Source organism: Bauldia litoralis, assembly GCF_900104485.1.
Taxonomy (GTDB): Bacteria; Pseudomonadota; Alphaproteobacteria; order Rhizobiales; family Kaistiaceae; genus Bauldia; species Bauldia litoralis.
Genome location: NZ_FMXQ01000005.1, coordinates 289,371 through 315,393 on the forward strand (window position 1 = coordinate 289,371; position 26,023 = coordinate 315,393).

Below are 26,023 nucleotides of genomic sequence, written 5' to 3' on the forward strand. Positions count from 1 at the left end.
ATCACTTCTCCAGCCGCTCCCGCAGCTCGACGAGGAAGGGAATATTCTCGTACTGGTCGGGCTGGACCCTGTCCCAGTCGACGCCTTTCGGTTGGCCGAAGGCGGTCTTCGTCTCGATCAGCTCAGTTTCGGTCGCGATCCAGTGCAGGGCGGAATCGTGCGGCATCATCGGCAGCCGTGCGTCGTCGACCACCTGGCTCGAATGGACCGTCGTCGCGATGGCCGTCACCGGGCCGACCTTGTCGAGTTCGCGAAAGATGCCGAGCTCGAGATCGGCGAAGCCACCGCCCTTCCCCGTTCGCCCGCCGGCGCGGGTGACGGCGACGCAACCGACGACGACGAAATCGAGAAACTCCATGTCCTCGAACTGCACCGGCTGGCCGACCTCGACAAAGCTCTGCGACGTCGCGGCGGTCTCGAACTCGATCCCCCTGGCCTTCAGGTCGGCCGGATCGAGGCGAACGAAGGGGAAGCCCTTCACCAGTTCCGGCACCGGAGCGTAAAGGATCTTCCCCTCGTGCAAGGCGCGGAGGCGCACCGGGATCTGCGGCGGGTCGGGGTTGCACTTGACCACCCGCGCCGCCTTCCAGGCCGGGACCTGGGCAAGACGCCAGGCCGCAAGGTCGGCACCGGCGAAATTCGGTATGCGGCTGGCGACCGGCCCGACATTGACGCCGGTCGTCTCAAGTTTGCCCCAGATGTCGTTACGCAGGACATCCTTGTCGCTGTTGCGGCCAGCCCAGCGTGCCTCGTTCGTCATTGTCGATTGTTCCTCAAGAATTGGCGACCGGCGCGCTGACCGCGCCGCTCGCCTCCAGATAGCGGGCGACCCGCAGCGCCCAGTCCTCGCGCCAGGCCGGCGCGACGACCTGGACGCCGATCGGCAAGGCGGCGCCGGGAAGCCAGACCGGCACGGCGACGACCGGCAGGCCGACGAAGCTGATCGGCTGGGTGAAGATGCCGATATTCGGTCGCGCCGGCATCTCGACGCCATCGAGCGTCACCGTCTTCGTCCCGGATTTCAGCGCGTGAAACGGCGTCGCCGGGGCGAGGATGATGTCGACATCCTCTAAGACCTTGCGCATCGCCTCGCGGAACCACGACCGGAAACGCTGCGCCTGAATCGCCCAGGCGGCCGGCACCATGGCGCCGGAGAGCAGCCGGCCGCGCGTATCGGGATCGAAATCGGCCGCCCGCTCGCGCAATCGCCCGAGATGCAGGTTCGACGACTCCGACGTGGTGATCAGGTAGGCCGCGCCCCTCGCCCGCGCCGCTTCCGGCACGACGACCTCGCGGTCGACGCCGAGCGCCTTCGCCACGTGATCGACGGCGGCGTAGGCCTCGGGCATGCCCCTTTCGCGAAAGTAGCCGCCGGCGACCGCGATCCGCAGGCCGTCGATCCCATCGTCGATTCCCGGCGTCGTGTCGAGCGCCGGCCGGCGGATCTGCGCCGGATCGGCCGGGTCGTCGACCTGGAGCGCGTCGAAGATCAGCGCCAGGTCGGCGGCGGAGCGGGCGATCGGGCCGAGGTGATCGAGGCTGGCGCAGAAAGGAAAGCTGCCGGCGCGTGACAGCCGGCCAAAGGTCGGCTTCAGGCCGAACAGGCCGCAGAAGGACGCCGGCACGCGGATCGATCCGTTGGTGTCGGAACCGAGCGAGGCGGCGACCATGCCGGCGGCAACGGCGGTGCCTGAACCGCCGGACGAGCCGCCCGACATGCGGGTCGGATCGTGCGGGTTGAGCGAAGCGCCGTGATGGGCGTTCTCGCCGGTGAAGTCATAGGCGTATTCGCCCATGTTCAACCCGCCGAGCATCACCGCGCCCGCCGCGGTCATCTGCCGGACCAGCGTCGCATCAGCCTTCGCCGGCGGATGGTCGTCATTGATCCGCGCGCCGGCGCGGGTGGTGACGCCCGCGATGTCGAAGAGATTCTTGACCGCATAGGGCACACCGGCGAGCGGCAGGGTGGCGCCGCCGGCAACTGCTGTATCGACCGCTTCCGCCTCGGCCAGCGCCCGACCGAAGGTCGGATCGGTGAAGGCGCCAAGCTTGCCGTCGGTGGCCTCGATCCGGGCGATCGCCGCCTCGGCGACCTCGCGGGCCGAAACCGCACCGGTGTTGACGGCGGAGGCGATCTCGCCGGCCGGTCGCAGGAGGAGTTCGCCGCTCACGCCTCGAAAACCGGGGCAGGTTCGACGTGATCGTCGAGTGGGAAGGCAAGCACCAGTTCGGCGACGGCCGCGGTTGCCGCCATGTTGTCGACGACGCTCTGGCGCCATTCCGGCGCGATGGTCAGGCCCATGACCTCGGCCATGTGGTCGACATGCTTCTCGGCGTCGAAGGGCTTGCTCACGACACGGTCTCCGTCGCGACGGCCAGTTCCAGCGCCGAAAGGGGCGCCGTCCAGCCGACGATGCCGCCCTGCGCCCGGATCATCGCTAGGGCCGCTTCCTTGAAGGCGGGAAAATAACTTTCCGTCGCGTCCTCGACCAGCAGGCATTCGAAACCGCGATCGTTGGCCTCGCGCATGGTGGTCTGGACGCAGACCTCGGTGGTCACGCCGGCAAGGACCAGATGGGTTGCGCCGAGGCGGGCGAGATCGTCACCGAGGCTCGTCGCGTAGAACGCGCCCTTGCCCGGTTTGTCGAGAACGATCTCGCCGTCGATCGGCGCAAGCTCGGAGACGATGCCGTGACCCGGCTCGCCGTGAATGAGAATCCGGCCCATCGGCCCGGCATCGCCGATCCGCAGGCTCGGCGCACCGCGCAGGCGTTTGGCCGGCGGACAATCGGAGAGATCCGGCTTGTGGCCCTCGCGGGTGTGGATGACCGGCCAGCCACTGGCGCGGAAAAGCGCGATCAGCCGCGCCACGGTCGGGACGATCGCCTGCAGCCGGGTGACGTCGTTGCCCAGCGTGTGGCCGAAGCCGCCGGGCTCGACGAAATCGCGCTGCATGTCGATGACGATCAGCGCCACCTTGTCCGGCGGAAAGGTATAGGCGAAGGGCTCGGCATCGATCGCGATCATGACGCACCCTTGTTCGATCGCCGGGCGTCTCGACCCTGAGCGGATTGGCGGGCGCGGATCCCTCCCCGCACCGGGGAGGGGGGACCGTCGCGAAGCGATGGTGGGTGGGGTCCCGGGACAACGGCACGGCGGCACAGGTGGGCACGAACCCCTCCCGTCTGCGACCGGCTTCGCCGCTCGCAGCCACCTTCCCCGGTTCGGGGAGGGATAGCGGCGGGAGTGCCGACGCTGGGAGCCATCGGCGTTCTGTCGGGCCCTCGATCGACGGTTGAAGGGAGCGTCATCATTCAGTGCCCCGCCATCGCCCGGCCGATCGAGGTGCGGTCGGCTTCGGCGGCGGGCACGACATAGTCGATCCGGCCGCCCGACATCACCGCGATGGTGTCTGCGAGTTCGAGGATCTCGTCGAGGTCCTCGGAGAAGAGCAGCACCGCCGCGCCACGATTGCGCTGCTCCATGATCTGCGCCCGGATTTCGGCGACCGAGGCGAAGTCGAGCCCGAAGCAGGGATTGGCGACGATCAGCACGTCGACCTGGCTCGACAACTCGCGGGCAAGCACCGCACGCTGAACGTTGCCGCCGGAGAGATTCTCCATCAACTCCTCGGTCGACGGCGTCTTGACCCGGTAGCTGGCGATCAACTCCCGCGCCCGCGCCCGCATCGGCCCCGGCGACAGCCACCAGCCGAGCGTGGTGATCGGCGGCTTGTCGAAGATGCGGAAGGAGATGTTCTCGCCGACCGTCATGCGCGGCACGGCGGCGTTGCGCAGCGGCTCTTCCTGGAGACCGAAGACCTTGTAGCGGTCCATGTGGTCGCGGTTCGGGACGAAGGGCTTGTTGTGGATGAACAGCCGGCCGTCGCTGGCGTCGCGCTGGCCGGACAACACCTCGACGAGTTCCGACTGGCCGTTGCCCGAGACCCCGGCGACGCCGACGATCTCGCCGGCATGGACCTTGAGGTTGACCGCCTCGACCGCCGGCAGGCCCTCGTCGCCATCGGCGAACAGCCCGGCGACCTCGAAAACCACCGGCTGGTCGTGCATCGGCGTCCGCGCCGCGCCTTCGCGGATCGTCGCGTCGCCGATCATCATCTTGCTCATCTCGTCGACCGAGACCGCACCGACCTTGCCGGCGCCGGCCATCTTGCCGCGGCGGAGGACGGTGAAGGCGTCGGTGTATTCGGTCACCTCGCGGAACTTGTGGGTGATCATCAGGATGGTCAGATCGCCGGTGCGGGTCATTCCCCGGAGAAGGCCGAGCACCTCGTCGGCCTCGCCCGGGGTCAGCACCGAGGTCGGCTCGTCGAGGATGAGGAAATGCTGGTCGAGATAGAGCTGCTTGAGGATTTCGAGCTTCTGCTTCTCGCCCGCCGACAGGCTCGATACCGGCACGTCGAGCGGCACCTTGAACGGCATCCGCGACAGGAACTCGTCGAGCCCGCGCATCTCCTTGCGCCAGTCGATCACCGCCGGCGGATGGGCGCGGCTGATCACCAGGTTCTCCGCCGCGGTCAGCGACGGGACCAGGGTGAAATGCTGGTAGACCATGCCGATGCCATGGGCATGGGCGTCGCGGGGGTTGCGGATCCCGACCTCGTGGTCGTCGACCAGCACCGTCCCGGATGTCGGCTGGTAGAAGCCCATGATGCACTTGACCAGGGTCGACTTGCCGGCGCCGTTCTCGCCGAGCAGGGCGTGGACCGTGCCCGCCTCGACCTTGATCGAAACATCCTCCAGCGCGGTGAGCGAGCCGAAGCGCTTGGTCATGCCGATGGTTTCGAGGCTGACGGCGCGATGGGCGCGGGCTTCCGTCGTGGTGTCGAGGGCGGCTGACATCACGGCAGCGCCCCGACAAAGGCGTCGGCCGTCGCGACCGCGCCGAAGACGCCGCCCTGCATCTTGATCATCCTGATCGCCGCGAGGTGGTTGTCGTGGTCGGTGGCGCCGCAACAGTCCTCGAGCAGCAGGCATTCGAAACCGCGGTCGTTGGCCTCGCGCATCGTGGTGTGGACGCAGACATCGGTGGTGATGCCGGTCAGCACCAGATTGTGGATGCCCCGGGTCCGCATCAGCAGTTCGAGATCGGTGGCGTAGAAGGAGCCCTTGCCGGGCTTGTCGATGACCGGCTCGCCGGGCGCCGGGGCCAGCTCCGGGATGATCTGCCAGCCGGGCTCGCCGCGCACCAGGATCTGGCCGCATGGCCCGGCGTCGCCGATGCCGGCCCCGATCTGGCGCGAGCGCCAGCGCTTGTTGTGAGGCAGGTCGGAGAGGTCGGGGCGATGGCCCTCGCGGGTGTGGATGACGTGATAGCCCTTGGCCCGCATCGCGCCGAGGACGCTGCGGATGGGTTCGATCGGCGCGCGGGTCAGCGACAGGTCGTAGCCCATCTTGTCGACATAGCCGCCGGGGCCGCAGAAATCGGTCTGCATGTCGATGACGATCAGCGCCGTGTTGTCGGGGCGCAGCGCACCGTCATAGGGCCAGGGATAGGGATCGGCCGGGACCGTGCGGCCGGTGGCGCGATGCTCGACGGGAAATTCGGTGACCGACATCGAACTCGTCTCCGCTACTTGGTGATCGACAATTCGCCCGGCGCGCCCTTCAGCGAGCGCTTGGGCGAGGTCGAGGCGATCATGATCAGGAGCGTCAGCACGTAGGGCGCGGCGTTGAAGAAGTAGTAGCCCTGGGTGACGCCGATCGACTGAAGCGCGGGGCCGAGCGCCCCGGCAGCGCCGAAGAGGAGTGCTGCGCCGAAGCAGGCGAGTGGATTCCACCGGGCGAAGATGACCAGCGCCACCGCCATCAGCCCCTGGCCGGAGGACAGGCCCTCGCTCCACGAGCCGGGATAGTAGAGCGACAGGAAGGCGCCGCCGACGCCGGCGCAAAAGCCGCCGACCGTGGTGGCGGTGAAGCGCACCCAGTTGACCGAGTAGCCCATGGCAAGCGCCGCCGGAGCCGAGTCGCCGGTCATCCGGACGATGAGACCCCAGCGGGTGTTCCTGAATGCCCACCACAGGAAGACCGCCAGGGCGATGCCGACAAGGAACAGCGGGTTGATCTGCAGCGCCGACTGGACCTGGGCGTTGTCCGACCAGCCGCCGAGCTGGATCGAGGGAAGCCGTGGCGCCTGTGGCTGGATGTAGGCCTTGCCGAGGAAGAAGGCGAGCCCGGTGCCGAACAGCATCAAGGCGATGCCGATGGCGATGTCGTTGACCCGCGGCAGCTTGCAGATATAGCCGTGCAGTGCGCCGAACAGGCTCCCGGCGAAACCGGCGACCAGCACGCCGAGCCATGGCGAACCGGAGTGATAGGAGATCGCATAGGCGGTCATCGCGCCAAAGACCAGCGTTCCCTCAAGGCCGAGATTGATGCGGCCGGACTTCTCGGTCAGGCATTCGCCGAGGCTGACGAAGAGGAACGGCGTCGACACCCGGATGGCGCCGGCCAGCATGGCGAGGAGGACGATGGTGAGATTTGAATCCGCTTCCATCGCTTCACCTCTTGCCGCGGAAGAAAGGCAGCCGCCCGTAGAGAGTCTCGCTGACCAGCAGGACGACGAACATCAGGCCCTGCAGCACCTGGACCGTGGCGTCCGGCATGCCCATGCGGCGCTGGACGAGGCCGCCGGCGGCGGCGATGCCACCGAGGAAGATCGCGACCGGAATGATCGCCAGCGGGTTCTGTCGCGCCAGGAAGGCGACGAGGATGCCGGTGAAGCCGTAGCCGGCGGCGAGCGAGGCGTTGGCCCGACCCTGGATCGCGGCGACCTCGAAGAAGCCGGCGAGCCCGGCACAGGCGCCGGCGATGGCGCAGGAGACGACCACCAGCCGGCCGACCGGCAGCCCCTGAGCGCGGGCCGCGCGGACATTGCCGCCGGTGATCCGCGCCGCGAAACCGAACCGCGTCCGGTTCATCAGCACCCAGACGGCGATCGCCAGGACGATGGCGAAGACCAGGCCCCAGTGGATGTCGGTGCCGGGAATGTCGCCGACCATGTTGGCGTCGCCGATCGCCGGGGTCGACGGCTTGTTGGGATTGCCGGGATCGCGCAACGCGCCCTCGACGAAGAAATTCATGATCGCGACGGCGATGTAGAAGAGGAGCAGGCTGGCGATGGTTTCGTTGACACCGCGGTAGTGGCGAAGCACGCCGACGAAGCCGATCCAGGCTGCGCCGACGGCCGCGGCGGTGACGAACATCACCGCCTGGATCAGCCATGGCGCGCCCCAGCCGAGGAAGGGGATGGCGATTGCCGCGGCGGTGAAACCGCCCAGCACCAGCGCCCCCTCGCCGCCAATGACGACTATGCCAAGGCGGGCCGGAATCGCGACGCAGAGCGCGGTGAAGATCAGCGGGCCGGCGCGGACCAGCGTGTTGGTCCAGGAAAAGGCGCTGCCATAGCCGCCGACCCAGAGCAGGTTGAAGAACTCGACCGGCGACTTGCCGAGGAAAAGCAGGAAGATCGAGAAAAGAACCGCCGCGCTGACCATGGCGATCAGCGGGATGACCACCGCTTCGGCGGAGCGGGCGATGCGCGTCAGCCACTCGCTGCCCTCGGTCGCGAGGTCCGGTGCGGGAACGTCGGTCGGGCTGGTCGCAGTCACGGGCGATTCCCTCGGCTGGGATGCGACGGGCGGCCGGCGATCGGCCGCCCCCGCAGTGGGCTCAGGTGATCGAGCCGACGACGCCCTCGACGAGGAAGCCGGTCTGTTCGAGCCAGACGTCGTAAGGCGCGTGCTCGGTGCCGGCGGGGATGACGACGTTGCCTTCGTTATCCTTCAGCGGACCGACGAAGATCGGCTTCAGCGCCTTCATGTCGGCCTTGGCGGCATCCGCCGCGGCGATCGCTTCCGGCGTCGCGCCGGCGCCGTAGGCCGTGTTCTGGACGAAGTCCTTGTCGTAGCCGCCGCGGACGAAGTTCGGCAGCTCCTCGCCCTTGGCCAGCATGTCGGCGAACTGCTGGTAGATGGTGATCCACTTGTATTCGGCGCCGGTGATGAAGCCGTTCGGCGCAAGCGGCGCCTGGCTGGCATTGTGGCCGCAGGTCTTCACGCCGCGCCCTTCGGCGGTCTCGATGACCACCTTCGGGCTGTCGACGTGGCAGGTGATGACGTCGGCGCCGGAATCGATCAGCGCGTTGGTCGCCTCCGCCTCGCGCACCGGCAGGGACCACTCGCCGGTGAAGATCACCTGGACGGTGGCGTCCGGGTTCACCTTGCGGGCGCCCATCAGGAACGAGTTGATGTTGAGGAGCACCGTGCCGATCGGCTTGGCGGCGACGAAGCCGAGCTTGTTCGACGTGGTCGACAGGCCGGCGGCGACGCCGTCGATGTAATGGCCCTGGTCGAGATAGCCGTAGTAGCTGCCGGCATTGGTGGGGTTGGCGTCGGACCACAGGCCCGCGGCATGGCGGAACTCGACGTCGGGATACTTCTTGGCCATGTCGAGCATGAAGGGGTCGAAATAGCCGAAGGACGTGGCGAAGATGAGCCCGGCGCCGTCGAGCTGGATCATGCTCTCCATCGACTTGGAGACCGAGTCCGTCTCCGGCACGTTCTCCTCCTCGACCACGGTGACATCCGGAATTGTCTTCAGTGCCTCGGCGGCGACGGCATGGGCCTGGTTCCAGCCGAAATCGTCACGCGGACCGACATAGACGATGCCGATGGTCAGTGGCGCCGCAAGGGCGGAACGGATGGGCAGGATGCCGGACGTCAGGCCGACTGCGCCAAGCGCGGCACTGCCCTTGAGAAGCGTCCGCCGGCTCAGGTCGAATTTGGACATTTGGTTCCCCTTTGATCGAGACAGTCACCCCGGGCAGGCGGTTTCCGCGCCCGTCCTCTGGACTGATGATCGCAACGGTCGTGCCAACTCCGCCTCAACGAGGATGAATTCGCAGATTGCATGCATTCCGGGGATGGTCGACTTTGGCGGAAGCGCTGGACCTTCAGGGCGCGACGCGGCCAGTTGCCCGCGAGGAACGCGGCAATTGCCTAAATTGTAATCGCCTATCCCGCTTGCCGGCAGACTAAGCGTCGGCCGCCTTGTCGAGGAAATCGTAGGTCCGCGCCAGCCTGTCCGCGAGGTACGCCGCGCCGGTCGTCGGCGCGTAGCGCGCCGGCCGCTCGTCGGTGACGCAGGTCGGCAGGCAGGCGATGCTGGCGTCGGGATTGGGGTCGAGGAAGAAGGCGACCGAGTAGCGGTCGCTACCCCGGTTGATCACGCGGTGCGGCGTGGAGACGTAGACGTCATTGGTCCAGCGCATCAGGCAGTCGCCGATATTGCAGACGAAGGTTCCCGGCATTGGCGGGACCGTGATCCAGTCGCCTGCCCGGGTCTGGACCTCGAGGCCGCCGACTTCGTCGGTGAGGAGCAGCGTGACGTCGCCATAGTCGGTATGGGCGCCGGCGCCGATCTGGCCGGCCGCCGCCGACGACGGCTGCGGCGGATAATGCAGCAGACGAAGGGTTGCCATCGGCTGGTCGAGCTTGTCTTCGAAATGGTCGGGCGCCAGGCCGAGATCGATCGCGACGCCGCGATGCAGCCGCCGCCCGACCGACCAGACCGCATCGAAATAGGTCAGCATGGTATCCCGCCAGCCGACAATTTCCGGCCACAGGTTGACGCCGCGGAAAGGCTCGCCGGCGACGACGCGCGGATCGTCGGCGGCAAGATCGAGGCCGATGTTGAAGGCCTCCTTGAGGTCGGCCGGCTGGCTCGGGTCGAGGCTTTCGCCCTGCATGGCGACATAGCCGCGATTGTGCGGTGAATGGCGAATCGACTGCTTCAGCTTGGCCGCCTCCGGCAGTGCAAAGAAGCGCGCCGACTCACTGAATACCTCCTCGATCAGGGTGGCCGGAATGCCGTGGCCGGTGACGAAGAAGAAGCCGACCTCGCGCGCTGCACGGCCGATCTCGGCGGCGATCCGCTGGTCGGCATCCGGGCCGGGCGTGAGGTCAACGATCGGCAGGGATTCAGGCTTGGCGGCTGTCATCGCGGGCGACTCCGGTGCTTCGAACTCGCCTCGACTATCCATGATCCATGCCAGCGACAAGCGGTGCGCCCGACGGGACGCCGTTTTCCCCCGCGACGACGGCGGGCGCTTGCGTTGTTTAGTTAGCTGTGTTTCACTAAACTAAATTACTAAACACAACGCCGGGCAAGGGAGGGCTGCGGCGCCAATCCACACACAGGGAATTTTGCGATTCAGCGCCGGTCGACGGCCTGGAGGCGCGCATGACCGGACCGCTTCGAGCGCGGTCAGGCGCGGATGGTTCCACACCTTGGGAGGTACATGGGATGAGAAAGCTGCTAACCCTCGCGACCGCGCTATCGGCTTCGGCCCTGGCGTCCGCGGCATTCGTCAACCAGTCGCAGGCGGAGGAACTGACCCTCTGCTGGGCGGCATGGGACCCGGCCAACGCACTGGTCGAGCTGTCAAAGGACTTCACCGCCGAGAGCGGCACCGACATGAAGTTCGAGTTCGTTCCGTGGACGAGCTACGCCGACCGCTTCCTCAACGAACTGAACTCGCAGGGCTCGCTCTGCGACCTGATCATCGGCGACAGCCAGTGGATCGGCGGATCCGCCGAGAACGGCCACTATGTCAAGCTGAACGACTTCTTCGAGGCCGAAGGCATCTCGATGGACGACTTCCTCGAGCCGACGGTCTACGGCTATTCGACCTGGCCGAAGGGTACGCCGAACTACTGGGCGCTGCCGGCCATGGGCGATGCGCTCGGCTGGGTCTACCGCAAGGACTGGTTCGAGAAGCCCGAGCTGCAGGCCGAGTTCAAGGAGAAGTACGGCCGCGATCTCGCCCCGCCGAAGACCTGGACCGAACTGAAGGATATCGCCGAGTTCTTCCAGGGCCGTGACGTCGACGGCAAGACCGTCTACGGCGCCGCCATCTTCACCGAGCGCGGCTCGGAAGGCATCACCATGGGCGTCACGGCAGCGCTCTACGCCTGGGGCTTCGAATACGAGACCGAGCCGGGCACCTATGCCATGGAAGGCGCGGTGAACTCGGCCGACGCCGTCGCGGCGCTCGAATTCTACAAGGAGCTCTACGACTGCTGCACGCCTCCGGGCTATTCGGACGCCTACATGCAGGAAGGCCTCGACGCCTTCAAGTCGGGCCAGGTCGCGATGATGATGAACTGGTTCGCCTTCTGGCCGGGCATGTACAAGGACGAGAATGTCGGCGGCGACAAGATCGGCTTCTTCGTCAATCCGCAGGAGAAGGTGCCAGCCTCGACACTGGGCGGCCAGGGCATCTCTGTCGTCGCCTATTCCGACAAGCAGGACACGGCGCTCGAATACATCAAGTGGTTCGCCAAGCCCGAGGTCCAGAAGAAGTGGGCCGCGCTCGGTGGCGTCTCGACCGCCAAGTCGGTGCTGCTTGATCCGGACTTCCCGAACTCGGCGCCGTATGCCGCCGACTTCCTGGTCGCGATGGGCCAGGTCAAGGATTTCTGGCAGGAGCCGGCCTTCGCGGAGCTGATGCAGGCGATGCAGAAGCGCGTCCACGACTATGTCGTCGCCGACCAGGGAACGGCCCAGGAAGCCCTCGACAAGCTGATCGAGGACTGGACCGAGACCTTCGAGGACGAAGGCAAGCTCTGACCTCCCGGACCGCCGCCTGCCCCTCCCGGCTCGCCGGGAGGGGCCCTTTCAAGCCCCCGAGACGACCGACAAGCCAGGTACTGGATCGCGACGGATGACGGATTCATCAGCAAAAGCGGGCGTTGCCGAACGAGTGGCAGGCGCCACCCCGGCGCCGCTGGCCCGCCGCATCCGCGGATTGTCGGACAAGGCGATCGCCTGGCTGTTCATCGCGCCGACGATCCTCCTGCTGCTGGCCATCAACATCTTTCCGCTGCTGTGGACGATCTATCTGTCCTTCACCAACTACAAGGCCAACCGCAAGGCCGAGATCCGCTGGGAAGGCACCGAGCACTACACCGACATTCTGAGCGATCCCGAAATCTGGCACTCGATGCAGGTGACGGCGCATTTCGTCTTCTGGACGGTGGCGATCGAAACGGTGATCGGCTTCGCCCTGGCCTACCTGATCGACCGGCGCTGGCGCGGCCACGGCTTCTGGACGACCGTCATCCTGATCCCGATGATGCTGTCGCCGGCGGTGGTCGGCAATTTCTGGAAATTCCTCTACCAGCCGCAGATCGGGCTGTTCAATTACGGCGTCTCATTCTTCACCGGCATCGACCCCTCCTCCTTCCAGATGATCGGCGACGTGTCGCTCGCGCCGTGGTCGATCGTCATCGTCGATGTCTGGATGTGGACGCCCTATGTCATGCTGATCTGCCTCGCCGGGCTCCGGTCGATCCCCGACTACATCTATGAAGCGGCCGAAGTCGACCGCGCCTCGACCTGGCGGCGCTTCTGGTCGATCACCCTGCCGATGGCCCTGCCCTTCATCATGCTGGCGGTGCTCTTCCGCGGCATCGAGAACTTCAAGATGTTCGACCTGATCAACCTCCTGACCTCGGGGGGCCCGGGCTCGACCACGGAGGTCGCGTCGATCACGCTGAAGCGCGAGGCCTTCGAGAGCTGGAAGACCGGCTATTCCTCGGCGCTGGCGATCATCCTCTTCGTCGCGGTGTTCGGGCTCGCCAACATCTACGTCAAGGCGCTCAACCGGGTGAAGCAGCGATGAGCAAGACCACCGCCCATTCCGTTGTGGCGCCGACGCCGACGGCGCGGCGTGTCTCCGGCGCCATCGTCATCCTCTATGCGCTGATTACGATGATCCCGCTGGCCTGGATCGTCATGACCAGCTTCAAGACGCCGCCGGATTCGATCGCCTATCCGCCCAAGGTTCTGTTCGAGCCGTCGCTGGAGGGCTACTGCAACCTGTTCACGACACGATCGCGGCAGACGCCGGAATACCTGGAGTCGCTGCCGGCGCCGGAGCCGGGCTGCGACGCGATCGTCCGCTCGCGCAACATGGTGATCGCCGGGCCGTCCAACGTCATCCCGCGCTTCACCAACTCGATCATCATCGCCTTCGGCTCGACCTTCCTGGCGGTCTTCCTCGGGACGATCACCGCCTATGCCTTCTCGCGGTTCAAGGTGCCCTTCGCCGACGACATCCTGTTCTTCATCCTGTCGACGCGCTTCATGCCGCCGATCGCGGTGGCGATCCCGATCTTCCTGATGTACCGGGCGATCGGGCTGTCCGACACGCATCTCGGCATGATCCTGCTCTACACGGCGGTCAACGTCTCGCTGGCAGTGTGGCTGCTCAAGGGCTTCATCGACGAGATACCGCGCGAATACGAGGAAGCCGCGATGATCGACGGCTATTCGCGGCTCCACGCCTTCGTCAAGGTGGTGCTGCCACAGGCGGCGACCGGCATCGCGGCCACCGCCATCTTCTGCCTGATCTTCGCCTGGAACGAATATGCCTTCGCGGTGCTGCTCACCTCCGGCACCGCGCAGACCATGCCGCCCTTCATCCCCTTCATCATCGGCGAGGGCGGCCAGGACTGGCCGGCGGTCGCGGCGGCGACCACCCTGTTCCTGATCCCGATCTTCGTCTTCACCATCCTGCTGCGGAAGCACCTCTTGCGCGGCATTACCTTCGGCGCGGTGAGAAAATGACCCGGCCTACAGACCCCTATTCCATCGACGCGACCATGGACCCGGCGCAGGAGGCGGCCGCCGACTCGCTGCCGCCTCCACCGCATTCCGCGATGAACGAGCGGCCGCTGGCGCAATACGAGGTGCATCCCGCCGCGCGCTATTTCCGGCGCGGCCCATGGGAGAATGCGGCGACCATTGTCATCGCGCTCGGCGTCATCATGCTGATGCAGCCCTTCTCGCTGTTTCTCTACGGCTGGTCCTTCGCCACCATCCTCTTCGGCACGGTGATGTTCATCATCGTCAGCCATTTCGTGGATTAGAGCGATGGCTGAAATCCGCGTCGAGAAACTCCACAAGGCCTTCGGCGAATTCGTTGCCGTGCGCGAGTCCGACTTCACCGTCGCCGATGGCGAGTTCTTCGTCATGCTGGGGCCGTCGGGCTGCGGCAAGACGACAACGCTCAGGATGATCGCCGGCCTTGAGCTGCCGACCTCCGGCCGCATCCTGCTTGGCGGCGAGGACGTCACCTTCAACCGGGCGGCAGCGCGCGACATCGCCTTCGTCTTCCAGCTCTTCGCGCTCTACCCGCACATGAACGTTCGCCAGAACATCGGCTTTCCGCTGAAGTGCGAGGGGATGCCGCGCGCCGAGATTCGGGCGCGGGTTGAGGAGACCGCGCGCTTCCTGCGGATCGACCACCTGCTCAGCCAGCCGACATCGCGGCTGGCCGGCGGCGACCGCCAGCGCGTCGCGCTCGGCCGCGCCATCGTCCGCCGCCCCAAGGCCTTCCTGATGGACGAGCCGCTCGGCACCCTCGATACCGAGTTCCGCGATCTGATGGTCCGCGAGTTGCGCGAGTTGCATATGCGCATCGCGGCAACCACGGTCTACGTCACCCACGACCAGCTCGAGGCGATGTCGATGGCCGACAAGATCGCTGTGATGAACCGCGGCGACATCGAGCAGTTCGGCACGCCGCAGGAGATCTACGATCGACCCGCGACCATGTTCGTCGCCGATTTCATCGGCTCGCCGCCGATGAATTTCCTCGCCTTTCGCGGCAGCGTCGAACCCGGCGCGGCCTCGGTCGGCATCAACGGCGCGATCGTCGACATTCCGGCGCCGCGCGAGGCGCGGCCGGAGGGCGACCTGGCGCTCGGGGTCCGGCCGGAGCATGTCCGCTTCGACGACGGCTCGAAGCTGCGCGGCACGGTGTTCGGCACCGAATATCTCGGCACCACGCAGATCGTCACGGTTACCACCGCCCATGGCACGGTCAAGGCCCGCCTGCCCGCCGACATTCGCGCCGAGGCCGGGGAAACGGTCGGGTTGTCGCTCCGCTCCGAACGGCTGACCTTGTTCGATGGCGGATCAGGACGCGCCATCCGCACCGCCCAGAACGAGGGGACCCACCATGGCTGAGGTCGTCCTTTCCGGCGTCACCAAGCGGTTCAAGACGGTCGCCGCCGTCGAGTCGCTCGACCTCACCGTCCATGACGGCGAGTTCATCGTCCTGCTCGGCCCGACCGGCGCCGGCAAGACGACGACGCTGCGCCTGGTCGGCGGTCTCGAACGTCCCGATGAGGGGTCGATCACCATCGGTGGCCACGACGTCACCCATGCCGCCCCGGCGGCGCGCGATGTCGCCTTCGTCTTCCAGCAATATTCGCTCTATCCGCACCTGTCCGCCTACGACAATCTCGCCTTCCCGCTGCGCTCGCCGGCGCGGCGCGTGCCCGAGGACGAGATCCGCAAGCGGGTCGGTGAGATCGCCGAAATGCTGCGTATCTCGGCCAAGCTGCAGAACCGCGCCACGCAACTGTCCGGCGGCGAGATGCAGCGGGTGGCGATCGGCCGGGCCCTCGTCCGCCGTCCATCGATCTACCTGATGGACGAGCCGCTCTCCTCGCTCGACGCCAAGCTGCGCTCCGACCTGCGGCTCGAACTGAAGCGCATCCAGCAGGATCTTGGCGCGACGATTCTCTATGTCACCCACGACCAGACCGAAGCGATGACCATGGCCGTGCGAATCGGCGTTATCGAATCCGGGCGGATGATCCAGCTCGGCACCCCGCGCGAGATCTACACCGCGCCGGCGAGCGTTTATGTCGCAACCCGCCTTGGCCAGCCGGCGATCAACCTCCTGCCGGTCGGACTTCTGCCCGACGGCGGCGCGCCGACCGGCGGCAAGACCGTCGGCGCCCGCACCGAGAATCTGCGGATCGCCAAGGCCGCCAACGGTTCGGCAAACGCAACGGTCGACTGGATCGAGCATCTCGGCGACCAGAACCACCTGCACGTCACCGTCGGCGACCACAAGCTTGTGACGCTCGCCGACCCCGAATCCGACCTGGCGAAAGGCGACCGGGTTTCGCTGTCGCTGGTCGATCCCCTATATTTCGACGCTTCCGGCAAGCGCATTGCCGCGAGCGGAAAAGCAAGGATTCCCCAAGGCAATGGCTGACCCGACGTCGGACTCGACCGCCATGGCAATTGACGAAGCAACCCGCCGGCGGGTGATCGCCGCGGTAGCGCAGGCGATGTTCGACCATGTCGAGGAACTGACCGCCCTCGACCAGGCGATCGGCGATGGCGACCACGGCCTCAACATGAAGCGCGGCTTCGAGGCGGTGATGGCCGACATCGACACCCATGCGGCCAAGCCGCTGCCGGAGGCGCTGTCCGGAATCGGCATGGCGCTGGTGATGAAGGTCGGCGGCGCCTCGGGCCCTCTCTATGGCACCCTGCTGATGACACTCGGCAAGCAGTTGCCGGCCGAACCGACCCGCGCGGAACTGGTCAGCGCCTTCGGTGCGGCAATCGAGGCGGTCAAGGCCCGCGGCAAGTCGGACTTCGGCCAGAAGACCATGCTCGACGTCCTCGGCCCGGTGCATGCCGCGCTACGCGACGGCGGCGACCTCGACACGACCGCCGACAAGGCGGCGGACGCCACGGTGCCGCTGAAGGCGATCCGCGGCCGCGCGTCGTTCCTCGGCGACCGGTCCATCGGCCACATGGACCCGGGCGCCCGGTCGAGCGCCCTGATGATCCACGCCATCACCAACGTTCTGGAAACGCCCGCATGAGCAACGTCGGCATCGTCATTGTCTCGCATTCGGCCAATGTCGCCAGCGGCACGGCGGAAATGGTTCGCCAGATGGTCGGCGACGAGGTGCCGCTGGCCTATTGCGGCGGCGACCCCGACGGCGGCCTCGGCACCAGCGTCGAGGCGATCATGCAGGCGATCGACGCGGCCTGGTCCGATTCCGGCATCGCCATCCTGGTCGACCTCGGCGGCGCCGAAACCAACAGCGAGATGGCCATCGAGATGCAGCCGTCCGAACGGCGCGGCAAGATCGTGATATGCAACGCACCGATCGTCGAGGGCGCCGTCATGGCGGCGACCGAAGCATCGGGCGGCGCGCCGCTCGAAGATGTCAAACGAACCGCCGAGGAGCTGTCGCCGGCCTGAACCGGCGAGAGTGAAGGAAAGAATACGGAATGTCAGATCGGCACACCTCCGCCACCGTCCTCCTGACCCACGCGGTCGGCCTTCACGCGCGACCGTCGGTGAAGCTCACCAAGCTCGCCAAGACCTTCCGCTCGACCATCGAACTCGGCCTTTCGCCGGATGGGCCGTGGATCGACGCCAAGAGCATCGTCAAGGTGATGGGCGCCAAGGTGCCGCAGGGGACCAACCTCCATATCCGGGCCGCCGGCGGCGATGCCGACACGGCGGTCGCGGCGCTGATCGATCTGGTCGAGCGGGATTTCGACGAGGCGGGAGCCGATGCGGCCGGCGGTTGAACGCCGCGGACATGTCGCGGCGCCCGGGATCGCTGCCGGCCCGGTCGTGCGCCTCGATCGCACCGGCGGATTACGGCGCGAACCGAGCGGCGATCCCGCCCGGGAACGCGCCGACCTCGAAGCCGCCATCGCCTCGTCCATCGTCGCGATCGCCGACCTTGCCGCGACGCTTGAAGGCGAAGCCGCGGACATACTCGATTTCCAGATAGCGATGCTTGAGGACGACGCCCTGTCGTCCTCGGCCTTCGCGGCGATCGCCAAGGGCGTCGACGCCGGCACCGCATGGTCGGATGCCATCCAGGTCCAGGTCGCCGACTATGAGGCAACCGCAGATGAGTATTTCCGGGCGCGCGCCGCCGACCTCGCCGACATTCGCGACCGGGTGCTGCGCGCCCTCGCCCACGATGGCGATACGGCGACGCCGCCGGGCGCCGTGCTGGCCGGCAATGACGTGACCCCGAGCCGCTTCCTCTCGGTCGACTGGGCAAGTGGCGGCGGGCTCGCCCTGTTCGCCGGCAGCGCCTCCAGCCATGTCGCGATGCTGGCGCGTTCACGCGGCGTGCCGATGGTCGTCGGAACCGGCCCGATCGATCTCGGCGACAACGACATCGCCATCGTCGATGGCGAGGCAGGACGAATCGTGCTCAATCCCGGCGCGGAGGACTGGGCCGCCTATGAGGCGACCCGCGCCGATACGGTGGCACGCTCGGGCCGCGAGGACGCCGTGCTGCGGCTGCCGGCGCGAACCCGCGACGGCAGGCGCCTCAGCGTGATGATCAACGTCGCCGAGCCGGAGGAACTGGACGCCCTCGACCCGACGACCTGCGACGGCATCGGCCTGGTGCGCACCGAGTTCCTGTTCCATCGCCCGCAGGGACTGCCCGACGAGGAAACCCAGTATCGCGCCTATCGGCGGATCGTCGAATGGGCGGCCGGCCGGCCCAACGTCCTGCGCACCCTCGACGCCGGGGGCGACAAGCCGGTTCCGGGCCTGACCATCGACGACGAGTCCAACCCCTTTCTCGGCACGCGAGGCATCCGCCTGTCGCTCGCCTGTCCCGACGTCTTCATGGTGCAGTTACGGGCGATGGCGCGGGCCGCGGCGCTCGGCGACGTCAAGGTGATGCTGCCGATGGTGACGGTGCCGCAAGAGATCGACCAGGCCGCCGCCCTGCTCAACCGGGCGGTGGCCGACCTCGAGGCCGAGGGCGTCGCCTGCCGCCGGCCGGCGCTCGGCATCATGGTCGAGGTACCGGCCGTGGCGATCGAGCCGGCGCTCTATGCCAACGCCGATTTCTTCTCGATCGGCAGCAACGACCTCACCCAGTATGTCACGGCAAGCGCTCGCGACATCGCGGCCGTGTCGACCCTGAACGACGCCGGCCACCCGGCGATCCTCAGCCTGATCCGTCGCGTCGTCGATGTCGGCCGGGAGATCGGGCGCGACGTCAGCCTTTGCGGCGACATGGGCAGCGACCCCGCGCATATCCCGGCGCTGGTCGGCGCGGGGCTGGCGACACTATCCGTCGCACCGCCGCTGGTCGGCCGCACCAAGCTGGCCATCGCCGAAACCGGCGCGGAAGCGTCGTGAGCACCCGCAAGAACCGCGCCGAGCCCGCTGCCGATGGCGAGGCCGTCATCCGCTACAAGGCGATCCTGCAGAAGGTCATGGAGACCCGGCCGTCCGGCACCCGGCAGCGGCTGGCCGGGGCGCTCGGCAAGAACCGCAGCTTCATCTCGCAGATCACCAACCCCGCCTATGCGACGCCGATCCCGGCCCGTCACATCGAGACGATCTTCGATATCTGCCACTTTTCCCCGGACGAGCGCCTGCGCTTCATCCAGGCCTATACCGCCGCGCATCCCCGCCGGACGCCGGTCGCCCAGGACGGGCGGCACCTGCGCCCGCACACGGTCTACCTGCCCGACCTCGGCGACGAGGCCCGCAACCAGGACCTCGACCGGATGGTCGGCGAGTTCATCCAGAAACTGACGCGCCTGATCGGCAAGGGCTGACGGCGCGCCGACTAGAGGGAGGAACATCCATGAAAAAATTCATGAACGGCCCCGACACCATTCTCGCTGAAAGCCTCGACGGATTCGTCGCCGCCCATGACGACATCGTCGCGATGGGCGAGGACCGCAAGTTCGTCCGCCGCGCGACACTGTCGCCGGGCAAGGTGGCGCTGATCTCGGGCGGCGGCTCGGGGCACGAGCCGCTGCACGCCGGCTTCGTCGGCCACGGCATGCTCGATGCCGCCTGCCCCGGCCAGGTCTTCACCTCGCCGACACCCGACCAGATGATCGCTGCAGCCGATGCGGTCGACGGTGGCGCCGGAGTGCTGTTCATCGTCAAGAATTACGAAGGCGACGTGATGAATTTCGAGATGGCGGCGGAGATGGCCGACCGCGAAATCCTGACGGTGATCATCGACGACGATGTGGCGGTCGAAACCTCGACCTTCTCGACCGGGCGGCGCGGCGTCGCCGGGACGATGGTGGTCGAGAAGATCGTCGGCGCCGCTGCGGAAGAGGGTCGCGGCCTCGCCGACCTCAAGGCGCTCGGCGACAAGGTCAACGCCGCGACCCGCTCGATGGGCGTCGCGCTGTCCAGTTGCATCGTGCCGGCCGCCGGCACGCCGACCTTCACGCTCGACGACGACGAAATGGAAATGGGCGTCGGCATCCATGGCGAGCCCGGTCGGCGCCGGGTCAAGCTCGAGCCGGCCGACGCGATCGCCGAGGAGATCGTCACCGCGATCGCCGCCGAGATGGGCGCGTCCGGCGACGCGCTGCTCCTGGTCAACGGCTTCGGCGGCACGCCGCTGATGGAGCTCTACCTGATGTATCACGCGGCCCGGGCCAGGCTCGAAAGCCGCGGCTTCCGCGTCACCCGATCGCTGGTCGGCAATTTCGTCACGTCGCTGGAGATGGCCGGCTGTTCGATCACCGTCACCGGGCTCGACGCCGAGACGACGGCGCTATGGGATGCGCCGGTCCAGTCGGCTGCATTTCGTCAAGGAATGTGACGTGTCACCGGCCCCCTCCGGCCAATACCTGTCCTTCATCTTCCGAACCGGCATCGTTGGGACAACCCGTGTCACCACTCTCAGAATGCGCATGACCCATTGGCCACGCTATTAACGGGGGTCGAACCGACGAATACGCTAGCCCCCCATGAGAAGCCGGTCCGATATCCGGATCCGGGCGCATTCAATGCGCTGAGCACGCAGCGGTCTCAGGATCGATGTGATCCGGGTCGTTCGGGGCGATCTCAGGCGGATTCATCCCGTTGCGTCGCGGCGCTCCTGGAATCAGACGGTCCATGTTGTATAGGATGTTGGCGAGCGTCAGTTGCGGCTCGGCGGGGCGAGACCGATAGTGCGATTGAGAGGCGAAAACGGGTCTTCTGCTCGGCGAAGACATGCTCGATAGGGGGCCGGATGCCTTGCTTTGGCCTGTACCGGCTTGCGGCATCGGCTTGTCCACCGGCTTTCGCCGGTGGATCCGCTCGGCCAGCCACCTCTCGTTCTCCGCGAACAATAGGCGCCGACCGCCTTTGGAACCGCGTTCTCCCGGCTGACAAGGCGCTTGAGTTGCCGTCCGGCGGACGCCGCCGCAGAGGTCACCGCGCTTTAGCCGATGTCCAGCTGGACACCTTGAAAAACCTTGCCATTGGGATCCCTTCAGTCGCTCCGGGCGAACGCCCATATCCGACCGGGTGTTTCACCCATCTGACCGCCGGCCGAGCGTGTCCTCAAACCTAGTTGCTGCACTTCGGCTGGGTCCGAACCCTCGTCAGACGCTCCGAAATCGCCCCGCCGAAGTCGCTGAAAACAGCGGTCGATGGACGGAATATAGACTAGCCTTTTGTACCCCGGGGTCGCTACATTAGAAAGCGCGCGTACGTAGCGGAAAGAGGTCATCGTGCCAACATATCATGGGCAGATCGGGCAAGACTATTTACTCGATGAAGCTGTATTCCGGGGAATGAGGGACGGGACATTCATTGATATTGGCGCAAATGACGGAGTCTTCTACAGTAATTCGGTCATGTTCGAACGAGACCGTGGTTGGTCTGGCGTTTGCGTGGAGCCCAACCCCGCGGTTTTTCCGAAGCTCATCGCGCAGCGCGGCTGCCCCTGTGTCAACGCTGCGGTCGGAGCCGAGCGAGGTGTATTGCCGTTCGAGCAGGTTGTCGGATACGGGCAGATGCTCAGCGGCCTGAAAGGAAAGGCTTCAAGGGCCCACGACGGACGGATACAGCACGCCGTTGAGGAGCGCGGCAGCGTGGTCAAGACAATCGATGTCGACGTTATCACGTTTCCGGACATCATCCGCCAGCACGATATCAAGAACGTGGACCTGTTGACCGTTGACACCGAAGGGAACGAGCCGGAGATCCTCGCCACGATCGCCGAGGCCGACGTAATGGTTCACGTCATTGACGTGGAGTGTAACGACGATAGTGACGTACCTATTCTTACGGATGTCCTCGGCGATCAATTCAAACTGATAGCCCGACACCGCTTCGATGCGTTCTTCATCAATCGGGAAAGCCCCTTCTTTGGCCGCCGCCGGCGTCTGAAGAAGTTAATCGCCAGCGAGGGGCGGTCACTCTAGTCAGCGGGATCGTTCATGTCTTCAAATATGACGGGCGTTGGATCGATGCTCCGCCGGAGTACGGACCGCGCAAGACTCTCTACAATCGCTACGTCCGCTGGGCCGCCAAGGGCGTTTGGGTCGGTCTCTTTGACGCATTGGCCGGCGCTGGCGGAAATGGCGGTCGCGCCGCCCGACGGAGATCGAGACGGGAAACCGACCGATCCGCACTGATGGGCGTGCGCCGTCGACTAGCAATTAGTAAGCCGGCAGGTCCTGGAACCGGAAATCGAAGACCGCGGTTCGTCATGTTCTGGTTGTATGAGCTGCCAATTGAAGCATTGATTAGGCTGGAAACGCCCTGCGGATTCGCCATAAAACCTGAACTGCGTTGCTGCATTTTCCCCTCCGAGCCCGACAAAGCAGTGCCCTTTCCTGCGCGCTCAGTACCGACGCAGCCTTGAAAGCTTCGTGCGTCGTCGGTTCTCGAAAAACTGGTATGATTTTGGCGCTGTCGACCCATATCGACCGAGGCTTCGCTGACGACGGTTCGACTACTTGCCGGGGACCAGAGCTGCCTCGCTCCCGGCAGGACCGAGTGAGAGATTAGTGGAATAGGGGTTAAGCGCTTGGCGCATGAAAACCGAGGCAGGGCAATCCCGCCGTTGCTCAGGGTCGCTGGGCTCGTCGTGGTATATGCGGTCGTGCCGCTTACGCTCGGAAGCAGCCAACCTGCGAATCTGCCGAGCGCTCTAGCACTTCTTTATGTCATCGCGGCGATCGGGTTCGGCGCTGTACTCCGCGGCGCCAAGGTTACGTCCTTCGTGGAAATGACGGGATACGTTTCTCTGGGTTGGTACCTGATCCTGCTCGCTATCGAGGTGTCTCACGGAAGATTCTTTCACGCGGCATTGGACTACCGGACGGACATCCTGAGACAAAATTTTGTTCTTCTTGCCCTTCCGTTCTTCGTGATCGGCTTGCGCGAACTCCGCCCGGACCCGCGCACGCTCGAGTGGGTAATTGCGCCAACTGTCGTCCTTCTCCTCGGTCTGGTTGTATATCAGTATTTCGTTCTCGGCATTTCGCGACCGACCGGCCTCGGTATTAATCCGGTTTTTCTGGCTTTGACCTGTCTGGTTTGGTGCCTGTTTTTGCTCGCACGCGCCATGAATTCGCCCGGCGTGGAGTGGAGCAGGCTTGTGGTGGCGCTTCTCGGATTGATCCCCATTGCCCTCTCGGGCAGCAAACTTGTGTGGCTCGCGACCCTGCTCACATATGGGGGCATCTTTATCGCATGGTGGTGGAATGGAGGACGGTGGCGCACGCTTGGGTTTGTAGCTGCAATTATCATCCCTGCAAGTTGGCTGCTTTATCAACTGGACGTCGTCCAGACGCGTATCGGCCTGTTTATCGGCGAGCTCAGCGCCTTCCAAGCTAGCGGCGACACATCGGGCGGCTCTTTCGGACTGCGCTACGTCGCAGCCGCCGCCGGACTTCGCGCCTTCCTCGACCAACCGTTCACTGGTTACGGATTGCTTCACTCAAAACTCGCCGCGGTCGATCATCAGACGCTGGGTGAGTCTCCGTTTGCGTTCCTTGGAACTCTTCACAATGATTATGTGAGCCAGATGGTTGCCTTCGGGGTCTTTGGCCTCGTCTATCTGCTATTCCTGATCGGAGCGTTCATGTTCGCGGCGGTCCGCGCTGGTGACTCGGCGACCCGGCGCCTGGGCTTCGCTCTGGGCGGAGCGCTCGCCGTATATATGCTCGGTGCAATGATCTCAGCTCAACCGCTGGTCGGGGGGCTCGTCTTCTTCGTTCTCGGCCTTCTCTTGGCCCACGCCGATCTTCAAAGCCCGCAAGGCGCCGCGGCGACCGCTACGCCGCCAGCCAAGCTTGGCGACGGGTCTTCTATTGACCAGGACGAGGCAGCGGACTCGTCATGGAAAACGCCGCGCAGATCCGTCCTAGTCTTGATGCTCGCCACATTGATCGGGCTAGGTGGACTAGCCTGGTCTGCGCGACCTTATCCCCTTCGCACAATACCTTACGCTTTCTTGTCTGACGATCCGGCATCCGGCGTACACGAGTGGGCGCTTTGGCCGGTGGTGCTTGGCTCCGTCTCCTGGGCGCTGTCGGATGGCCCGAACGGCGCAGAGATTCACGCCGCGATCGACGTTCCGGTGCGGGCTCTTTCGATGGATCTGAGTATCCGGCGAAATCGGGACAACGCGCTCCCGTTCGGCTATCTCGTCGAACTCGTTAACTATCCTAATCCGGCGTTCGCCTCGCAAGCGATTGCAGAAGTCGGTTGGATTCGTTTCAAAAAAAGCCGGTGGCTCTCGAATAGCGAGCCGCTGGTTGGGTCAGTCCTTAGAATCGAAGGACAAACATTTCGAATGGGTCTGCCTGCTGATCCGAAGATGGTCGTCGCAAATCTGGAACGAATGCGAAAAAATTGGATCATGGAGCTGACCATCGTGTACCAGACTGGCCGAACAGCGACGCTCATGCTGCAAAAGGGATCAAGGGGCGACGCTGTATTCTCGGCCGCCGTGGCCAGTTGGCGGAACGATAGCGGGGATCCGTAGGCCGAGCCGCTGCAGAAACACCGGAGCGCTCTATCGAGTGCCTCGGTCGCGCAATGTCGGATTCTCGAAATGAGCACGCGCTTGACCGGGATGGGCGACAGATTGTCTGAACAGGTCGGTAGTTGAACCACGCATTGGGCGGTCTGGAGTTGAGCAAGTTGTCGGATCTTGGCCGCATTCCCACCGGTTTGTCGGCCGTCCTTCGTTCCGCTAGGTCAGCCAAACATGAGGCCTTGCTAGCGTCCCTGACGCCGACCGAATGGACAGAGGTGGTCGAACTGGCCATCCGCCAAGGGGTCGGCCCGCAATTGCCGCCGGAAATTTCAGAGAAGTTGCCGGCGCCGGCGCGGGGACAGCTCGCCGAAAGAGTGGCCTTCGCCGTTGAACGCGTTCGTCGTTTCCGCGAAGAGTTCTTGAATCTGGCGGCCGCCGTCGAACCCGAGGGCATTGAGATCGTCGGGCTTAAGGGGATACACCTCGCCTTGGCGGTCTATCCGCCGTCGGTCCTGAGGGAGATGGCGGACATCGATGTCCTTGTCCGACGGCAGAATATTGAGGCCGTCAAGGAGGCCGCCCACCGCCTCGGGTTCCAGTCGCGGCCGGACTCGATGGAGCGTCGCGGACACCATCTCGACCCGCTGTCCAAGCCAGGCGCGAGTCTCGAGATTCACTGGCAGTTGGCGGAGCCCGGCGAACCGCCGACGGCACCACCGGATGCTTTGTGGCAGCATGTTCGTCCATTGGGTGAGGCGGGCAACATCTTTGGCCTGGCGCCGGAAGACGCGCTGATCCACGTCTGCGCCCACGCAGCATATTCCCACCATCTCGAACAAGGCATGAGGCCGATCTGCGACATCAGAGCCCTGATTGCCGGGCCATCCGCCGATAGGCTGGACTGGGACCGGTTGGTCTCCCGAGCGCGCGAATGGGATTCCAGCCGTTGCGTCATCCTGGGATTGATCCTTGCCCGGGACTTGCTCGGGGCGGAAGTACCGGCAGATGTGATCGCGCGACTCGGTGGACCTCCGCCGACGCCGGTCGTGTCCGCGGCCGTCGGGCAGGTCTTCGGCCAGAAAACCGGGACGCACCGGATCAGTGGCGCCGCCGGTCAACTTTTTGCGGGATCATCTCCACTGGCGCGGCTGCGAAGCGCGTTCCAACGGGTGAAACTCCCGCCTGAGCAAATCGCAGCCATGTATCCGGGCTGGTCGCGCGGCACCTGGCTGCTGCAGGCGTGGGTCATGGCGCGCCGCGGGCGGGTTCTCGTCAAGCGCTACGGATGGATCCTGATGCGGACTGCGCTCCGGCCGCGGTCGCCGGAAGCCCGCCATGTCGCGCGGCGGAACACGCTCGGGAGCTGGGTCCGCGGCGGCGATCCGGCATGAC

Annotated in this window: 25 protein-coding genes and 1 pseudogene; 16 read left to right on the top strand and 10 right to left on the bottom strand. The window is 65.7% G+C overall.

The genetic code is table 11. The features are described from left to right. Position 1: 1 nt before the first annotated feature. The 10 genes from BLT60_RS13720 to BLT60_RS13760 all read right to left on the bottom strand — a co-directional run bounded on the left by BLT60_RS13720 (position 2) and on the right by BLT60_RS13760 (position 10,020). Entirely contained in the window at positions 2 to 760 is a 759-nt protein-coding gene (locus tag BLT60_RS13720) for a 5-formyltetrahydrofolate cyclo-ligase (protein ID WP_090877024.1), read from the bottom strand. Positions 761 to 773: 13 nt separating this feature from the next. Further along, on the bottom strand, positions 774 to 2,171 hold the full coding sequence (locus tag BLT60_RS13725) for an AtzE family amidohydrolase (RefSeq protein ID WP_175478412.1): 1,398 nt from the start codon (positions 2,169 to 2,171) through the stop codon (positions 774 to 776). Continuing rightward, positions 2,168 to 2,353, bottom strand: a complete 186-nt coding sequence (locus BLT60_RS24375; RefSeq protein ID WP_244521261.1) for a DUF4089 domain-containing protein — start codon at positions 2,351 to 2,353, stop codon at positions 2,168 to 2,170. Before BLT60_RS24375 ends, BLT60_RS13725 begins: the two co-directional genes overlap by 4 nt. Continuing rightward, a complete protein-coding gene (locus tag BLT60_RS13730) occupies positions 2,350 to 3,027 on the bottom strand; it encodes a cysteine hydrolase family protein (protein ID WP_090877026.1) in 678 nt (225 codons plus the stop codon). Before BLT60_RS13730 ends, BLT60_RS24375 begins: the two co-directional genes overlap by 4 nt. Positions 3,028 to 3,314: 287 nt before the next feature. Further along, positions 3,315 to 4,862, bottom strand: coding sequence for an ABC transporter ATP-binding protein (locus BLT60_RS13735; protein ID WP_210185614.1), 1,548 nt, complete (start codon positions 4,860 to 4,862; stop codon positions 3,315 to 3,317). Then, the gene (gene biuH, locus BLT60_RS13740) at positions 4,862 to 5,578 is read right to left on the bottom strand and encodes a biuret amidohydrolase (RefSeq protein WP_090877027.1); all 717 of its coding nucleotides are present in this window, start codon (positions 5,576 to 5,578) and stop codon (positions 4,862 to 4,864) included. The genes BLT60_RS13735 and biuH overlap by 1 nt, the downstream gene beginning before the upstream one ends. A 14-nt stretch (positions 5,579 to 5,592) precedes the next feature. After that, entirely contained in the window at positions 5,593 to 6,516 is a 924-nt protein-coding gene (locus BLT60_RS13745) for an ABC transporter permease (protein WP_090877028.1), read from the bottom strand. 4 nt (positions 6,517 to 6,520) lie between these two features. Further along, positions 6,521 to 7,630: an ABC transporter permease gene (locus tag BLT60_RS13750; protein WP_244521262.1), complete on the bottom strand. Its 1,110-nt coding sequence runs from the start codon at positions 7,628 to 7,630 to the stop codon at positions 6,521 to 6,523. 61 nt (positions 7,631 to 7,691) lie between these two features. Then, entirely contained in the window at positions 7,692 to 8,810 is a 1,119-nt protein-coding gene (locus BLT60_RS13755) for a BMP family ABC transporter substrate-binding protein (protein ID WP_090877029.1), read from the bottom strand. A gap of 244 nt (positions 8,811 to 9,054) precedes the next feature. Further along, positions 9,055 to 10,020 carry an isopenicillin N synthase family dioxygenase gene (locus BLT60_RS13760; RefSeq protein ID WP_090877030.1) on the bottom strand — a complete coding sequence of 322 codons (966 nt, stop codon included), beginning with the start codon at positions 10,018 to 10,020 and terminating at the stop codon, positions 9,055 to 9,057. 305 nt (positions 10,021 to 10,325) lie between these two features. Between BLT60_RS13760 and BLT60_RS13765 the strand changes: the two genes are divergently transcribed. The 16 genes and pseudogenes from BLT60_RS13765 (at position 10,326) to BLT60_RS13840 (ending at position 26,022) form a co-directional block, all read left to right on the top strand. Next, a complete protein-coding gene (locus BLT60_RS13765) occupies positions 10,326 to 11,651 on the top strand; it encodes an ABC transporter substrate-binding protein (RefSeq protein WP_175478429.1) in 1,326 nt (441 codons plus the stop codon). 94 nt (positions 11,652 to 11,745) lie between these two features. Next, positions 11,746 to 12,705: a carbohydrate ABC transporter permease gene (locus BLT60_RS13770; RefSeq protein ID WP_090877032.1), complete on the top strand. Its 960-nt coding sequence runs from the start codon at positions 11,746 to 11,748 to the stop codon at positions 12,703 to 12,705. Further along, a complete protein-coding gene (locus BLT60_RS13775) occupies positions 12,702 to 13,652 on the top strand; it encodes a carbohydrate ABC transporter permease (RefSeq protein ID WP_090877033.1) in 951 nt (316 codons plus the stop codon). Before BLT60_RS13770 ends, BLT60_RS13775 begins: the two co-directional genes overlap by 4 nt. Before the next feature lie 92 nt (positions 13,653 to 13,744). Beyond that, on the top strand, positions 13,745 to 13,954 hold the full coding sequence (locus tag BLT60_RS13780; protein ID WP_090877188.1) for a hypothetical protein: 210 nt from the start codon (positions 13,745 to 13,747) through the stop codon (positions 13,952 to 13,954). A 4-nt stretch (positions 13,955 to 13,958) separates the two neighbouring features. Next, entirely contained in the window at positions 13,959 to 15,056 is a 1,098-nt protein-coding gene (locus BLT60_RS13785) for an ABC transporter ATP-binding protein (protein ID WP_090877034.1), read from the top strand. Then, positions 15,049 to 16,098 carry an ABC transporter ATP-binding protein gene (locus BLT60_RS13790; RefSeq protein WP_090877035.1) on the top strand — a complete coding sequence of 350 codons (1,050 nt, stop codon included), beginning with the start codon at positions 15,049 to 15,051 and terminating at the stop codon, positions 16,096 to 16,098. Before BLT60_RS13785 ends, BLT60_RS13790 begins: the two co-directional genes overlap by 8 nt. A gap of 28 nt (positions 16,099 to 16,126) precedes the next feature. Next, the gene (gene dhaL, locus BLT60_RS13795; RefSeq protein WP_425285011.1) at positions 16,127 to 16,720 is read left to right on the top strand and encodes a dihydroxyacetone kinase subunit DhaL; all 594 of its coding nucleotides are present in this window, start codon (positions 16,127 to 16,129) and stop codon (positions 16,718 to 16,720) included. Continuing rightward, complete coding sequence (gene dhaM, locus BLT60_RS13800) at positions 16,717 to 17,106, top strand: dihydroxyacetone kinase phosphoryl donor subunit DhaM (protein ID WP_090877036.1); 390 nt, start codon at positions 16,717 to 16,719, stop codon at positions 17,104 to 17,106. Before dhaL ends, dhaM begins: the two co-directional genes overlap by 4 nt. A 29-nt stretch (positions 17,107 to 17,135) precedes the next feature. Beyond that, positions 17,136 to 17,441 (top strand): HPr family phosphocarrier protein, encoded by a 306-nt coding sequence (locus tag BLT60_RS13805; RefSeq protein ID WP_090877037.1) that lies wholly within the window; start codon positions 17,136 to 17,138, stop codon positions 17,439 to 17,441. After that, complete coding sequence (ptsP, locus tag BLT60_RS13810) at positions 17,425 to 19,032, top strand: phosphoenolpyruvate--protein phosphotransferase (RefSeq protein ID WP_090877038.1); 1,608 nt, start codon at positions 17,425 to 17,427, stop codon at positions 19,030 to 19,032. The genes BLT60_RS13805 and ptsP overlap by 17 nt, the downstream gene beginning before the upstream one ends. After that, entirely contained in the window at positions 19,029 to 19,457 is a 429-nt protein-coding gene (locus BLT60_RS13815; RefSeq protein ID WP_090877039.1) for a hypothetical protein, read from the top strand. The genes ptsP and BLT60_RS13815 overlap by 4 nt, the downstream gene beginning before the upstream one ends. Before the next feature lie 29 nt (positions 19,458 to 19,486). After that, the gene (dhaK, locus tag BLT60_RS13820; protein WP_090877040.1) at positions 19,487 to 20,470 is read left to right on the top strand and encodes a dihydroxyacetone kinase subunit DhaK; all 984 of its coding nucleotides are present in this window, start codon (positions 19,487 to 19,489) and stop codon (positions 20,468 to 20,470) included. 898 nt (positions 20,471 to 21,368) lie between these two features. Then, positions 21,369 to 22,064: an FkbM family methyltransferase gene (locus BLT60_RS13825; protein ID WP_139167835.1), complete on the top strand. Its 696-nt coding sequence runs from the start codon at positions 21,369 to 21,371 to the stop codon at positions 22,062 to 22,064. Beyond that, positions 21,947 to 22,219, top strand: a pseudogene (locus tag BLT60_RS13830) (transposase); the annotation flags it as partial. The gene BLT60_RS13825 and the pseudogene BLT60_RS13830, both read left to right, overlap by 118 nt. A 453-nt stretch (positions 22,220 to 22,672) precedes the next feature. Next, positions 22,673 to 24,637 carry an O-antigen ligase family protein gene (locus BLT60_RS13835; protein WP_175478430.1) on the top strand — a complete coding sequence of 655 codons (1,965 nt, stop codon included), beginning with the start codon at positions 22,673 to 22,675 and terminating at the stop codon, positions 24,635 to 24,637. A gap of 122 nt (positions 24,638 to 24,759) precedes the next feature. Next, positions 24,760 to 26,022 carry a nucleotidyltransferase domain-containing protein gene (locus tag BLT60_RS13840; RefSeq protein WP_090877043.1) on the top strand — a complete coding sequence of 421 codons (1,263 nt, stop codon included), beginning with the start codon at positions 24,760 to 24,762 and terminating at the stop codon, positions 26,020 to 26,022. Position 26,023: the final 1 nt, after the last annotated feature.

Excerpts from the sequence above, each read along its gene's own strand:
- BLT60_RS13720 (WP_090877024.1), bottom strand. The coding sequence starts at position 760 with ATGACGAACGAGGCACGCTGGGCTGGCCGCAACAGCGACAAGGATGTC.
- BLT60_RS13730 (WP_090877026.1), bottom strand. The coding sequence starts at position 3,027 with ATGATCGCGATCGATGCCGAGCCCTTCGCCTATACCTTTCCGCCGGAC.
- BLT60_RS13735 (WP_210185614.1), bottom strand. The coding sequence starts at position 4,862 with ATGTCAGCCGCCCTCGACACCACGACGGAAGCCCGCGCCCATCGCGCC.
- biuH (WP_090877027.1), bottom strand. The coding sequence starts at position 5,578 with ATGTCGGTCACCGAATTTCCCGTCGAGCATCGCGCCACCGGCCGCACG.
- BLT60_RS13745 (WP_090877028.1), bottom strand. The coding sequence starts at position 6,516 with ATGGAAGCGGATTCAAATCTCACCATCGTCCTCCTCGCCATGCTGGCC.
- BLT60_RS13755 (WP_090877029.1), bottom strand. The coding sequence starts at position 8,810 with ATGTCCAAATTCGACCTGAGCCGGCGGACGCTTCTCAAGGGCAGTGCC.
- BLT60_RS13760 (WP_090877030.1), bottom strand. The coding sequence starts at position 10,020 with ATGACAGCCGCCAAGCCTGAATCCCTGCCGATCGTTGACCTCACGCCC.
- BLT60_RS13765 (WP_175478429.1), top strand. The coding sequence starts at position 10,326 with ATGAGAAAGCTGCTAACCCTCGCGACCGCGCTATCGGCTTCGGCCCTG.
- BLT60_RS13770 (WP_090877032.1), top strand. The coding sequence starts at position 11,746 with ATGACGGATTCATCAGCAAAAGCGGGCGTTGCCGAACGAGTGGCAGGC.
- BLT60_RS13775 (WP_090877033.1), top strand. The coding sequence starts at position 12,702 with ATGAGCAAGACCACCGCCCATTCCGTTGTGGCGCCGACGCCGACGGCG.
- BLT60_RS13780 (WP_090877188.1), top strand. The coding sequence starts at position 13,745 with ATGAACGAGCGGCCGCTGGCGCAATACGAGGTGCATCCCGCCGCGCGC.
- BLT60_RS13785 (WP_090877034.1), top strand. The coding sequence starts at position 13,959 with ATGGCTGAAATCCGCGTCGAGAAACTCCACAAGGCCTTCGGCGAATTC.
- BLT60_RS13790 (WP_090877035.1), top strand. The coding sequence starts at position 15,049 with ATGGCTGAGGTCGTCCTTTCCGGCGTCACCAAGCGGTTCAAGACGGTC.
- dhaM (WP_090877036.1), top strand. The coding sequence starts at position 16,717 with ATGAGCAACGTCGGCATCGTCATTGTCTCGCATTCGGCCAATGTCGCC.
- BLT60_RS13805 (WP_090877037.1), top strand. The coding sequence starts at position 17,136 with ATGTCAGATCGGCACACCTCCGCCACCGTCCTCCTGACCCACGCGGTC.
- ptsP (WP_090877038.1), top strand. The coding sequence starts at position 17,425 with ATGCGGCCGGCGGTTGAACGCCGCGGACATGTCGCGGCGCCCGGGATC.
- dhaK (WP_090877040.1), top strand. The coding sequence starts at position 19,487 with ATGAAAAAATTCATGAACGGCCCCGACACCATTCTCGCTGAAAGCCTC.